Here is a 13,402-nt window from a genome sequence, read left to right on the forward strand (position 1 = left end):
AGAATGAAAAATCTATTATGCCTGCTAAGAACAATTTCTGTATTACGATCGCAATTATTATGCTAATTATACCCTCATTCTCATTTTCTCAAAAAATGTGGGATAGGCAGTTAACATTAATATCACAACTCCGCAATTCTAATTCGGATACAAGCCGCGTGAATATTTTATTAAAGTTGAGCCATTATTATTTATATCGGGAATATTATCTTTATAAAACAGGCGGCCCGACAACACAGATGGACAGTGCTTCTTATTTTGCAAAGAAAGCCCTTTATCTTAGTAATAAACTGAAATATGAATTTGGAAAAAATCAGGCAGATTTATTAATAGGAGATGCCTATATCAGAAAAGATCAAATACCATCTGCAATAAAGTTATTAGGAACATTGAAAGATTCTACCCGTTTTCGTATGCTGATTATCTTAGCGCGGCATTATCTTTTTCATTCAGACAGATCGCCAAAAGATTTAAACAATTCACTGTTTTATCTGGAACAATCAAATAAAATTACTGAGATTCAATACGTATCAAACCTGCAGGCAGAAAGAATGCACGTAAAAGCAATGCATTTATTTATTACAGAAGGTTTTCAGCAAAGTAAAAGGGAATACCTAAAAACTATTAATAAAATAAATCTTCCTGGCAATGAAGAAAAAACAGCTCTTTTATGGCATGAACTTGCAACGCTGGTACCTATGCGTGAAAAAACCGGATTAACTAAATTGGATTGTTTTGAAAATATGCTTTCTCTTTACAAAAAAAGCGGTAATAAAGAAAGACAAGCATGGGTTTTGAAGACCATCGCTGATATACATCTGGTAAGTGGTAAATTTAATCTTGCCGAAACAGAATTATTACAAGCACTTGAGCTATACAAAGCAATAGGTTATAAAGAACTCCATTACATTTATGATCTATTGTCTGTTACCTATCGTTATAAAGGTGACTCTGGTAAATGTATTTCTTATGGTTTAAAGGCTATAGAAGGTATGGAGACAGCAAATGATTCAACTTCTGCCCTTACTTTCTATAGCCGTCTTGCACATATGTATAAAGAACTCGGTCAGCCAGACAAAAGTATAGAATGGTATTTAAAAATTTTTGACAACCAACATTTTAAAAGTACTGATAACCTATACAAATTCAGGGAAGCAAGACTTTTTGCAAGAGAGCTAATAAATGCAAAAAAAGATAAGGAAGCGCTTTCCTATATTCTGGATATAAAGGCAAAATATAAACCTATTGGAATTTATTCTAAAGCATGCCTTACTAGTTCACTGGCCTACTGCTACCAAACTATACAGCAGAACAAAAAGGCTGAAAAATATTATCTCGAACTGATAAAACTGTCAGGACAAATGGAACAGGGAAATGAAATAACTGCAAATATCAATTCGGAAATTGGTCAGTATTTCATAAACAAACAGCAATATAGTAAAGCATTGCCTTATTTGCAAAAAGCATTAAACTATTCGCAGGCTGCAAATAAACCTTCTTTTACTAAAGATATACACTTCATGCTCTTTCAGGCCAATTCTGGTTTGAAGAATTTTGATTCTGCCATTAAACATTTACTTAAACACCAGCAATTAAAGGATTCTATGTTCAATGAAACCAAAAATTGGCAGATTGCTGAATTACAGGTTCAATTTGAAACTGCTAAAAAGCAAAAGGATATTGAATTGCTTAACAAGCAAAATCAATTGCAATATAGTAGGATTGAGGAAACTAAGAAGTCAAGAAATATTACAGTAGCTATAGCAGTATTACTACTGATTATAGTTGGATTATTATTTAATCGCTATCTTATTAAACAAAGAAGTAATTGTAAACTAGAGGCCAATAAGAAAGAGCTGGATCAGAAAAATTTTTACCTGGAAAATCTAAATATACAACAAGACAAACTTCTTAAAGAAAAGGAGTGGCTGATAAAAGAGGTCCATCATAGAGTTAAAAATAATCTTCAGATGGTTACAAGTCTGCTCAACTCCCAGTCATTATACTTAAAAGATAACGAAGCTAAAACGGCAGTTAAGGATAGTCTCCGCAGAATGCAGGCAATGTCAATGATACATAAGAAACTTTATCTTGATGATAATGTTTCTACAATTGCAATGGCTGAATATATTAGTGAACTGGTGGATTATTTACATGAAAGTTTTGATAATAAAAATCAAATAACTTTCAAAAAAAATATCAAAGCAATAGATCTGGATGTTTCGCAGGCAATTCCGTTGGGATTAATAATCACCGAAAGTATAGTAAACGCCATAAAATATGCTTTTTTAGAAAACCAAAAAGGAATTGTAGAAATTAGCTTAGATCTGGAAGATAGTGATTTGGTGCTTAAAATATCAGATAATGGTATAGGCCTGCCGGATTTAACTAACAAAACCAAAAACAATTCCCTTGGGCTCAATCTTATCAAAGGTCTTGTAAAACAATTAAAAGGCAGTTTTAGTATCGAAAATAATAAGGGAGTACATATTATAATTAAATTTATACCTCATAAATAATTAATCGCAGCATTGAATTTAAAATTTTATACTTGATTTACTATGAGCAGTAAAGTATTGATTGTAGAAGATGAATTTATAGTCGCAAATGACCTTCAGCTAATATTAAAACAAGCTGGATACCCTGTAACCGGAATTGCTGTTTCGGTCGAAGAAGCTTATGAACAAATAGCAAAAAACAAACCTGATCTTGTTTTATTAGATATTCATTTGGAAGGAGAGCAATCAGGAATTAATCTAGCAAAAAAACTAAAAACCGAAAACATTGCTTTTGTTTATTTGTCTGCTAACTCCAATCAGACCATACTTGAAGAAGTAAAAAAAACAGATCCTTACGGATTTCTTGTAAAACCATTTCGAGAAAAAGATTTACTTATTACTTTAGAAATCGCTTCATACAGACATAAAAACAGCATAGAATCTCGCTCAGGACAGGAAAATCTTTTGCAGGAAAAGCTAAGCAAAATAAGTCATCAGGCACTTCAATATGAAAATTATCTAAATGAAACTGCACGTTTACTACAAACTTTTATTACTTACGATCTGATTGTATTTGAAATAAAGAACTCCGATCAAAAAAAATGTACTGCTTATTTACGCATAGGTTTTAACGAATATCAATACATAGGCGAAAGAGAATTAGAAAACATCACGAATTCAAAAAGCACTATTTTTTTTACCGAAATCAATTATCTGGAAAACGAAGCAGTTATATATGAAACTGAAAATTTTAATCAAAATTTGTCTTTCATAAAAAATCATTTTCGAGCAGAATCTTATCTCATATTTCCTTTTCCATTAAATGACAAATTAAGCGTTCAATTTATATTCTGCAGTCAAAAGAAAAAAATCTATTCGCAATATCATATTGATTTATTGACTAGTGCAAAAAAGCATTTTAAAGACCTTATGACTCAGGTTGCAAATCAGCAGAAAGTGTTGAAAGAAAACACGAAAGACAATCACAAAGATACTGTTTTTCAACAGTTTAATAACATAATCGGGAAACATCCTCTTTTATTGGATGCACTTGATCTTATCACACAAGTTGCTCCTTACAACACCTCAGTTCTTATACTTGGAGAAAGCGGAACAGGAAAAGAAAAAGCGGCTCAATCTATTCACAATCTCTCCATCCGAAAAGACGGTCCTTTTATAAAAGTGAATTGTGCTGCCATATCGCCAACTTTAATAGAATCTGAATTATTTGGTTATGAAAAAGGTGCATTTACGGGCGCCGTTGAAAGCAGAAAAGGAAAATTTGAACTAGCAGATGGCGGAACTATTTTCCTGGATGAAATTGGCGAATTATCGAATGAAATGCAGATTAGATTATTGCGTGTTTTACAAGAAAAAGAAATCGATTCAGTGGGAGGAAATTCAGCTCGAAAAGTTGATATACGAATTGTGGCCGCTACAAACCGAAATCTCGAAAAAGAAGTTGCTCTGGGTAATTTCAGAATGGATCTTTACTACCGCCTAAATGTGTTTCCGATAACCATGCCTGCCTTACGGGAGCGTAAAACCGATATTTCAGAATTAGCAGATTATTTTGCAAAGAAATTCTGCAGGGAATTCAACAAAAAATTTAACGGCATAAGCCCGAAAATGATCGAACAAATGAATGAATATGACTGGCCGGGAAATATTCGCGAATTAGAAAACTTTATAGAAAGATCGGTTATATTAAATAATGGAAAAGCTGAATTAAATCTTAATCTGAATTCTTCTCCTCTTTCAGAATCATCCAATACAAAAAATGTTCATACATTAGAAGATGTAAAAAATGCACAGCTGCAACTAGAACGCGATTACATCATTTCAATTTTAAAAAAAGTAAACGGCAGAATACGCGGAACAGCCGGCGCAGCTTCAATACTAAATATCAAGCCTACAACTTTAGAATCTAAAATGAGTAAACTGGCTATTAAAAAAGATGATTACACAGACTAGAAATTACTCCACTTTTTTCGGAGCTATTGCATATTTCTCCAAAATCTTCGTAGAAATATAAAACTTTGATTTTCTAATATTTAAACTATAAAAAATAAAAAACCAGCAGCAGCGGTAGTTTACGTTTCATTATTGCTTTTATTTCTGTTTCACAAAATTACTGGCATGTTCTTGGTCATTTTCTGCAGCATATTGATGTCTAAAAAATGATGTATTGTCTATGGATCAGCTGCGAAATCATATTGAAGAAATTACTCCTGTAAGCGATGAAGAGTTTGCTTATATCAAAACTTTCTTTACCAAAAGGAAAATAAAAAAACATCAGTACTTAATTCAAAGCGGAGACAAAGTCCAATGCGAATATTGGATTATAAAAGGTACACTAAGAGCATTTTACATTAATAAAGACGGCAAGGAGCATATTCTTCAGTTTGCCATCAAAAATTGGTGGATTTCAGACTATAACGCTTATTTCAATCAAACAGAATCTTCGATAAATATTATCTGTATGGAAGATGCCGAAATATTATGTCTGACACTTTACGCAAGAGAAAAACTGGCATCTGAACTTCATAAAATGGAGCATTTTTTTAGAATGAAATTAACCCTGCTCTACTCTTCGCAGCAAAAAAGAATTATTTCTCTATTATCAGACAATCCAAAAGAGCGTTATGAAAAGTTTGCCAGTTATTATCCAAGCATCTTGCAGAAAATACCAAAAAAATACATCGCAGAATATCTCGGCGTCTGTCGGGAAACGCTTAGCAGACTTTATCTTAATAATTAATAAACAATCTTAAGAAACATAACGCAAGGTTTCAACCTTGGTGACGCAACGGATAACCGTCTCTTTTTGTGTACCCAAGGTTGAAACCTTGGGCTATGTTGAATAAAATTGTCAAGAAGTTAATCAATTTCACAATTCACAATTCACAATTCATAATTCATAATTCATAATTCATAATTCATAATTAAAAAAATCCATTCTTAACCAAAGTCAATGATTTGGAAAGAATGACCGATATAATTTTGCCTTGTTTTTAAAATTAATGTGATCGTAATCACACTTTTAAAGTGATTTAAATCAACTTCCAGCGAATATGTAAAATGGAAATTTGTTAGAGAGATAACAGAAAATTTTAAACGAAAAAACATGAAAACAATACCATATAATTCAATTACCCAGAAAGTCTTGATAGTCGCACTCTGTATGTTTATGACTGTTACAGCCAATGTTAAAGCTAAAAATTCTGAAAGCATGAAAAAGAAAATTTTGTTCGTGGTCACCAATCATGAAAAAAAGGGAAATACGGGAGAGAAAACAGGATTTTATCTTTCTGAAGTAACGCATCCTTGGGATGTTCTAACAAGTGCAGGATACGAAATTGATTTTGTGAGTCCGAAAGGAGGCAAAGCACCTGTAGAAGGATTCAATTTAAGTGATTCGACAAACAAAAAATTTTGGCTTGACTCAAAATACAGAGAGAAAATAGAAAACACGTTGAACCCTCAAAGCATCAATCCTGAAGATTATGCTGCCATACATTTTGCTGGCGGTCACGGTGCGATGTGGGATTTGTCCAACAATAAACAGCTGACTGCAATAGCTTCTAAAATTTATGAAAATAACGGAATCATCAGTGCTGTATCTCATGGTCCGGCAGGCCTTTTAAATATTAAGCTTGATGGTAAATATCTTGTAGACGGCAAAAAAATTAATGCCTTTACAAATGAAGAAGAAACCGCTGTAAAACTAGATAAAGCTGCCCCTTTTTTATTAGAATCTAAACTTATAGAAAGAGGAGCCATTTTTGAAAAATCGGGTTTATGGCAGACACATGTTACGGTCGACCAGCGCTTGGTTACGGGGCAGAATCCACAATCGGCAAAAGCAGTTGGTAAAGCACTTTTACAGCAGTTAAAAGCTTCTGAAATCTTCTCAAAATTAACGATGTATGAAGTACCAGAAAATGCTTTAGAACCATTTCGAAAAGCATTGAAAGATTATGTAACAGTTTCTCTTTCATCCAAAGAAAATATTATGGCAGAAGCTTTTTACGAACAAGACAAACCAAATATTTTATGGCTGATTGAAAGATGGAACGGAAAAAAACAGCTGGAAGATTTCGGCAAAAAAACTCAGGCAAAAGCATTACAAACTTTAACTGAAAAATCCTTAAAAACGGCACCTAAAATCTATTATGTAAAAGATCTGGAACCTTTAACCAAAGAGCAATGGAGAAAAACTTCAAAAAAAGAAGACAATCAGCTTGTGATTATGCTTTTTGTTGACGGAAAAAAAGGAACAGAACAGCATTTTAAAGATACCTACCATATCGCTATGCCGCAATTTCGCAGTGAACCTGGCGTCGTAACGTATCAGCTTTCAGAAATTGAAGGAGATGAAACGCTGTTTGTAACCTACGAGAAGTTCCGAAACAATAATGCTTTTCAATATCACCTCAACTTTCCACCAATTAAACCTGTAATCGAATATTTGGAAACCAGCATCAAGAAACCTCCTTTTCAAAACGGACTGCATAATCTTATAGAATTTGCTCCGATGACAAGAGAATAAAAATATTTTAACACATAGAAACATAGTTTCTGTAAACCCCTAAAAAAAGGCGTTTCACTTGTTTAAATACACATAGTGAAACTATATGAAAGAAATATATTTCTCTTAAACATCCTTGTTTATGATTAGAATCTATATTTCTATGTGTTTAAATAAATCTTTTTCAATTTCAACAAAATCCTAAGAAATCAGTAGTAATAGTTAAAATAAAAAATCATGAAAAAATTAAGACAAATTATGACAGCAAGTTTATTAAGCGCCGTTGCATTATCAGATGCACAAGCACAAGATATCGATCATAAATTAGATGTGATCAACCAATTAACAACACCGTCTCATGTTTCTGTAATGCCAGTTTCTTCGCTGTTGAATGCACCGGGAAATGAAGCTTTGAGAGCTTTCTTTTTTAATCCTGTAAAAGACAAAACAGTTTTAAAAGGTAAAAAAATCGCAGTGCTTGCTGCAGACGGTTTTGAAGAAATTGAACTAACAGGACCTGTATGGTATTTTAAAGAATTAGGCGCACAGGTTGATATTGTTTCTCCAAAATACAATCCTGCTCCAGCAAGATACGGATTAAGCAGTCCTGAAATGGCAAAAACACATGTGATGGCTATTCAATATTTACAGCCCGTTGGATGGATAAAATTTGACCGCACAGCAGATCAGATTAAAGTGAGTGATTATGATGCCGTATTTATTCCGGGAGGCGCGTGGAATCCTGACAACCTTCGTTACGACAAAGACGTTATTAAATTCATTCAGGATTTTAATAAATCAGGAAAATTGATTGCTGCCATTTGTCACGCACCGGTTGTATTAGCTTCGGCTGATATTTTAAAAGGCAGAAAATTAACGGGATATTGGAACATTCAGATCGATCTTAAAAATGCAGGCGGAATTGTTTCTGATCAGCCTGTAGTAGTTGATGCCAACATTATAACAAGCAGACATCCCATTGATGTAGCTGATTTTTCGAAAGCAGTTGAAAGCTGGTTAGTTAAGAAAAAGTAATTCTGTTACATTACTGCTGAATTATAATAACGGAAGATAAATTTTGTCTTCCGTTATATTTTATTTTAACAAATCACTTACCGATCATTCGTTTACGAAGCCTGCTTAGAGATTCTGGTTTTATGCCAATGTAAGATGAAAGCTGATTCTGCGATACCATCTGAAAAAGATAAGGCTCTTTTTTTAAAATGGTTTTGTATCGTTCTTCGGGAGTTTGAAAATGAAGCATTTCCTCTCTTTCGATAATGATCAAATAAGCATATTCGGCTATTAATCTTCCAAATTTTGACCAGTTGGGAGAACTATGGTATAAGTTTTCTACCTGTTCATATTCTAAAGCAATTACTTTCGAATCTTCCATCGCTCTGCAATAGTATTGAGCTGTTCTCTGCGTGATGAAACTAGCGAAATCAACCAGAAAATCATCTGGTTTTGCAAATCGGCAATTGATTTCGTTTCCCTTATAATCCACATAAAACATTCTGAAAAAACCACTTTCTATAAAGTAGATATGACGGCAGATTTCTCCCTGCTGCAAAAGGTCGGTATCTTTTGGCACGTCTCTCCTTTCGATAATTGGAAGCATCAAATCATACTCTTCATCAGACATGGGAACAAATGATGTTATAACGTTTTTAAGTGCATCCATAGCAATAAGTTAAGAGAAATAACTTCTCTAAAATTAGATTTTATTCTGCTAAATACAAAATGCTTTCTTTTTAAAATCTAAATGATTCGTTCTTAACCAAAGTCAACGATGTTCGCCAATTACCCGCTCTACCTTTGTCATGTAAATAAATTGAAAATCAAATAATTAAAAACATTTCATTTAAAAATAATCTATTACTAATCATTAAAAAAACTTAATCATGAAAACTAAATTTAACATCGACGCTAAAGCACACAATCCAAAATTAGGATTCAAAATTCACTTTCTTGCTTTCCTATTGGCAACTCCAATAATCTTTCTTATTTGGTATTTAACAGACACTACTTATCCTTGGCCGCTTTGGTCTACTTCTGCTTGGGCAGTTGGAGTTCTTTTTCACTATTTGGGTGTATTTGTATTCAGAAAAAATAAAATCTAATCTCAATAATCATGGAAACTAACAATACAACATTCAGACGTATCGTAACAGGACATAATGAAAAAGGAAAAGCCATTATAGTTTCTGATGAAGTTCCGGCGAGAACTTATATGGTTGGCGGGCCAAATGGAGCCAAATTTCATGAGGTTTGGAATACAAAACAAACTCCTGCGTTAATCGACAGCATTTCTAAAGATCCTGAAGAAAACGGACTTATTCTAGGCCCTCCAAAACAAGGAACAAGAATACGAGTAATCGATTTTCCGCCGGAAAGTGATGAAATTAGAAATCTGACCCAAGAACAAGCTTTGGAACATTTTAAAACCATGAGCGGTGAACAAGCTTCAAAAGCAGGCGGAAATGCACCTCATCCTTTAATGCATAAAACCGAAACTATAGATTATGGGATTGTTCTGGATGGCGAATTAACCTTAATTGTTGACGAAGGCGAAACAACGGCAAAAGCAGGAGATATTATTGTACAACGAGGCACAAATCACGCATGGAGCAATCGATCTGGAAAAGTCTGTCGCGTAGTATTCGTTTTAATTGACGGACAATTTGAAGAAAATCTTCGCTAAATCTAATAACTATTATCATGCGAGTAAATCCTATACCTCCAGAAACAATGAACGCCGAAGTTCGTTATGTGCATGACGAAGTTGTAAAACTTATCACAACAAGTCAAGGTCCTGTTTCTATGCTGAATAACGAAGGTGCTTTAACGGGCCCGTTTCCGCCCATGCTTGGTTTTCCGCAATTTGGAATTCCTGCTTTAAGTTTTGTGCGTTCATTAGACAATCATGCAACACTTCCTAAAAAAGTACGGGAAGTCGCTATTCTTACTGTTGGTGCAGCATTTGGCGCGCGTTTCGAACTTTATACTCACGAAATTATGGCTAAACATTTTGGCTTTTCAGCCGAAGCAGTTGCATCGTTGGCATCAGGAATTCGTCCAAATGAATTAAATCAAGAAGAAGCCGTGGCGTATGAAATTGCTTCTGTGTTAGCCAAAGGACGAATTGTTCCTGAGTCATCTTATAATCTTGCCAAAGAAATCTTAGGACAAAATGGAGTTGCCGAACTTATCTTTTTAGTTGGCGCTTACACCCTACTTGCAACTGTTTTAAATGGTTTTGATGTTCTTTCCTAACCCAAAAAGACATCCAATTTTAATAAAAAAAAATACAATGAAAATTTTAAAAACAATGAAAAAATCGAAAATGAATTCTCAAACTCCCTTAAAATCAATATCAAAACTATTCCTGCTTTTGTTTACTTCCATCGCAAGTGCATCATGTACAAATGATGATAATGCTGTAAAAAAATCTCCTGTTGTATTGGTACACGGCGCTTGGCAGGCATCCTATGTATGGGATCAAACCGAAAAGGACTTAAAAGCCGCGGGTTACAATGTTACAGTCGTAAAACTTCCGGGACATGGAGACGACACTACTCCAGCCTATCAGGTTTCATTTCAGGCTTATGTTGATGAAGTGAAAAAAGCGATTAACTCATACAGCGAACCAGTAATTTTAATTGGTCATAGTTTGGGAGGAGCTGTAATTACTGAAACTGCTGCTGAAGTTCCTCAAAAAATCAAAAAACTGATTTATGTTGCTGGTTTTATTCCACAAAGCGGAAAAAGTGTTTTAGATTATTCACAAATGGATACGGCTTCACTTTTACCTCCATCATTAAAATTGTCTAATGATCAGACTTTGGCCGGAATCGTAAATCCAGAAGTGAATCTTCCTAAAATATTTGCTCAGGATGCAACAGATGCGCAAAAACAATTTCTTGTAGAAAAATACAAAGCAGAACCTACAATTCCGCTTGGAACACCTTTAAATTATAAAACAGAAGATTATAATGCTGGCGGGAAAAAATACTACATTTTCACAACTGCAGATAATACTATTACTTATAATTTTCAGCAGAAAATGGCAAAAGAAGCTGGTATTACTGATACTTATACCATCAATTCAGGACATAGTCCGTTTATATCAAAATCTGATGAACTTACTAAGCTCATAAAAAGCGTTTTAGCAAAATAATCATCTTACAAATTCACTTGAAAATAAGCCAACTTCTTTAAATCATTCATAAAATGGTTTTTAAATTGTGAAGTAAACGTCACTTAAAAAATAGAACAATCCCTATGTATTTGATACATAGGGATTGTTCTATTTTTATACTAGGTTTCAAACATTCTTTCGGATCAGGTGCAAAAAACGGACTATCTTTAGCTATCTTAATTTGCTTAATGCATCCTCAAGTTTAATTTTTTCCTGAACATAGTCTTCTTTTAATGAGTCAATTGTGCGTTCCATAGCAGGATCATATTCTTCAATATGAGAAACAAACTCTCTGATATGTTTTACCTTATTTTTAAAATGGTTAAGGTGTCGCTGTGCTTCCAAAATATTGGTATTCATGTATTCTCGCTCGTCTTGTGGATAAGATTCCACTATATCACTCTGCTGTTGAATAATTAGTTGAGCCGAGTCCATTATACTGTCTGATTCTTTATTTAATAAAAACCACTTTTTAAGTGTTTTATTATTTATATCCGAGAATTGAACTGAATCAATAGCAATTGAGTTTCCATTTGAATCTGTCCAGTCCTTTTGCTGACAACAGTAGAAAAGTACAGCAGTAGCAGCAAGAATAATAAACTTTGTTTTCATATCTATACTTGTTTTAAGATAATATATAATTTAAAGCAGTACGTTTCTAGTGTTATCTAAAAGGTAGAAAAGTTACATTAAAAAGCTTACTTCCTATTTCTTAACCACTGATCTACAGGTTCAAAAACGGCATTTACAATTGTGACAAGAAAAGTACAGATTAAAGCTTCTATAAAATAGCCCGATGCAATAATACAGCCGATAGCAGCACTGCACCATATAGTAGCTGCAGAATTTAATCCATGTACATTTGAGCCCTCCCTAAAAATAACACCCGCACCCAGAAAACCTACTCCCACCACAATCTGGGCAGTAATCCGGGTCACATCAATATTGGGTACATCTGCTGAAATTTTCATCGACAATAATACAAAGGCAGCAGCTCCCGCTGCTACAAGCATATTTGTCTTTAAGCCAGTTTCCTTATGATGCCACTGCCGTTCAAAACCTATGATTAATCCTGCAGCAAAAGCCGCAATAAGTCGGGTAAAAAATTCTGCTGTATTCAAAACTATTATTTTTTAGCTGGGTTAATATATTTCCTTCTTAGCATTAAACAAATTTCATCCAAATGAAATTAATGGCTGCCTTTTCTTGATGCCAGTTTATTATCATTATGCTTGGTCAATGCTATATTTTCTACTACCGGCAGATTCTCTGGTAAAGTACCTCCCGTTTCTTCAATTGCTTTGCGAAGTTTTACTCCGACGGCAAAATGGACACTGTTGGCATCAGCTGCATCATTTGTTTCCTCATCACTCAGCAGCTCGGCTGTCTGCTTCACACGAGATAAATTCATGGCTAATTCAATACTATCCATGTGGTCCAGAATATTTTCATCAGCATCAAGATTTCTGATTTCACGTATAGCTTTTACATCGAGCCCTCCGTAAAGCCCCATGTAGCCGTGATTTTGAAATAATGCATAATCTTTCGGTTTTATTATACCTGCTTTGCGGGCTGCCCCAGCAAGCTGCAGATTTCGCTTAGCAAGTTCATTTCGAAGAAAAATCCTTCTCTGTTTTACCATTTTTAAGTTGTTTTGTTTTTGTATTGCACTAAGCTCAGCATAACGGGTTTGCGCTGCCAGGTATGCCTGTCCTACAGCTACAGGTTTTAAGGCAGGATCAGCATTTTGTATGATTAGGTAACAAGCATAACGAGACAAATTTATATCTTCATTTTCAAAAGCGGCTGCTTTTCTCTTTTTGGGGTCTGTAATCTCTTTAAAATGCATCTCCTGCTTTTGGCCAGCATTCCTGCAGGCTGTTTCTGCTTTTTCTATAACCGGTAAAAACAGCTTAAAATCAGTATAACCTAACAAACCGCTAAGCTCCCTTGAACTCCAGTACTCATTGCCGGTTTTATCATATCTGCGTATTTTATCAAAAACTGAGATACTTCTTTTTGATGATTTTTTTGTTTTCATAAGACTTTTAAATATTTTCTGTAATAAAACATCATACTTTTTATTCTAAGGAATTTTATTTGCCATTACCTAATATGCTAATAGCTAACAAAACAAATTTCTTCTATAATTCAGTACCGAAAAATGATGCA

General features: G+C 34.1%; 13 protein-coding genes. 9 read left to right on the forward strand and 4 right to left on the reverse strand.

What is annotated here, in order from left to right; translation table 11 throughout:
• The first annotated feature begins 389 nt into the window (after positions 1 to 389).
• The 5 genes from LUU93_RS03750 to LUU93_RS03770 all read left to right on the forward strand — a co-directional run bounded on the left by LUU93_RS03750 (position 390) and on the right by LUU93_RS03770 (position 8,064).
• Entirely contained in the window at positions 390 to 2,519 is a 2,130-nt protein-coding gene (locus tag LUU93_RS03750) for a tetratricopeptide repeat-containing sensor histidine kinase (RefSeq protein ID WP_232678446.1), read from the forward strand.
• A 42-nt stretch (positions 2,520 to 2,561) separates the two neighbouring features.
• A complete protein-coding gene (locus LUU93_RS03755; protein ID WP_232678448.1) occupies positions 2,562 to 4,472 on the forward strand; it encodes a sigma 54-interacting response regulator in 1,911 nt (636 codons plus the stop codon).
• 220 nt (positions 4,473 to 4,692) lie between these two features.
• Complete coding sequence (locus LUU93_RS03760) at positions 4,693 to 5,259, forward strand: Crp/Fnr family transcriptional regulator (protein ID WP_232678450.1); 567 nt, start codon at positions 4,693 to 4,695, stop codon at positions 5,257 to 5,259.
• Positions 5,260 to 5,625: 366 nt separating this feature from the next.
• Positions 5,626 to 7,050 (forward strand): DJ-1/PfpI family protein, encoded by a 1,425-nt coding sequence (locus LUU93_RS03765; RefSeq protein WP_232678452.1) that lies wholly within the window; start codon positions 5,626 to 5,628, stop codon positions 7,048 to 7,050.
• A gap of 216 nt (positions 7,051 to 7,266) precedes the next feature.
• Positions 7,267 to 8,064 (forward strand): DJ-1/PfpI/YhbO family deglycase/protease, encoded by a 798-nt coding sequence (locus LUU93_RS03770; RefSeq protein ID WP_232678454.1) that lies wholly within the window; start codon positions 7,267 to 7,269, stop codon positions 8,062 to 8,064.
• A gap of 73 nt (positions 8,065 to 8,137) precedes the next feature.
• Here LUU93_RS03770 and LUU93_RS03775 read toward each other — a convergent pair whose 3' ends face one another.
• Complete coding sequence (locus LUU93_RS03775; RefSeq protein WP_232678456.1) at positions 8,138 to 8,713, reverse strand: Crp/Fnr family transcriptional regulator; 576 nt, start codon at positions 8,711 to 8,713, stop codon at positions 8,138 to 8,140.
• A gap of 220 nt (positions 8,714 to 8,933) precedes the next feature.
• Between LUU93_RS03775 and LUU93_RS03780 the strand changes: the two genes are divergently transcribed.
• From LUU93_RS03780 to LUU93_RS03795, 4 genes are read left to right on the forward strand one after another with little or no spacing between them, the layout of a single operon-like run.
• Positions 8,934 to 9,152 carry a 2TM domain-containing protein gene (locus LUU93_RS03780; protein ID WP_232678458.1) on the forward strand — a complete coding sequence of 73 codons (219 nt, stop codon included), beginning with the start codon at positions 8,934 to 8,936 and terminating at the stop codon, positions 9,150 to 9,152.
• Between the two features lie 11 nt (positions 9,153 to 9,163).
• On the forward strand, positions 9,164 to 9,733 hold the full coding sequence (locus LUU93_RS03785; protein ID WP_232678460.1) for a cupin domain-containing protein: 570 nt from the start codon (positions 9,164 to 9,166) through the stop codon (positions 9,731 to 9,733).
• Positions 9,734 to 9,750: 17 nt separating this feature from the next.
• Positions 9,751 to 10,305: a carboxymuconolactone decarboxylase family protein gene (locus tag LUU93_RS03790; RefSeq protein ID WP_232678463.1), complete on the forward strand. Its 555-nt coding sequence runs from the start codon at positions 9,751 to 9,753 to the stop codon at positions 10,303 to 10,305.
• A 37-nt stretch (positions 10,306 to 10,342) separates the two neighbouring features.
• Positions 10,343 to 11,209 (forward strand): alpha/beta hydrolase, encoded by an 867-nt coding sequence (locus tag LUU93_RS03795; RefSeq protein WP_232678465.1) that lies wholly within the window; start codon positions 10,343 to 10,345, stop codon positions 11,207 to 11,209.
• Positions 11,210 to 11,401: 192 nt separating this feature from the next.
• Here the strand turns inward: LUU93_RS03795 and LUU93_RS03800 are convergent, their stop codons facing one another.
• From LUU93_RS03800 to dinD, 3 genes are all read right to left on the reverse strand, one after another.
• A complete protein-coding gene (locus tag LUU93_RS03800) occupies positions 11,402 to 11,842 on the reverse strand; it encodes a hypothetical protein (RefSeq protein WP_232678467.1) in 441 nt (146 codons plus the stop codon).
• An 86-nt stretch (positions 11,843 to 11,928) separates the two neighbouring features.
• On the reverse strand, positions 11,929 to 12,351 hold the full coding sequence (locus LUU93_RS03805) for an MgtC/SapB family protein (protein WP_232678469.1): 423 nt from the start codon (positions 12,349 to 12,351) through the stop codon (positions 11,929 to 11,931).
• Positions 12,352 to 12,419: 68 nt separating this feature from the next.
• Positions 12,420 to 13,271: a DNA damage-inducible protein D gene (dinD, locus tag LUU93_RS03810; protein ID WP_232678471.1), complete on the reverse strand. Its 852-nt coding sequence runs from the start codon at positions 13,269 to 13,271 to the stop codon at positions 12,420 to 12,422.
• Positions 13,272 to 13,402: the final 131 nt, after the last annotated feature.

The organism is Flavobacterium soyae, assembly GCF_021245985.1.
Lineage (GTDB): Bacteria > Bacteroidota > Bacteroidia > Flavobacteriales > Flavobacteriaceae > Flavobacterium > Flavobacterium soyae.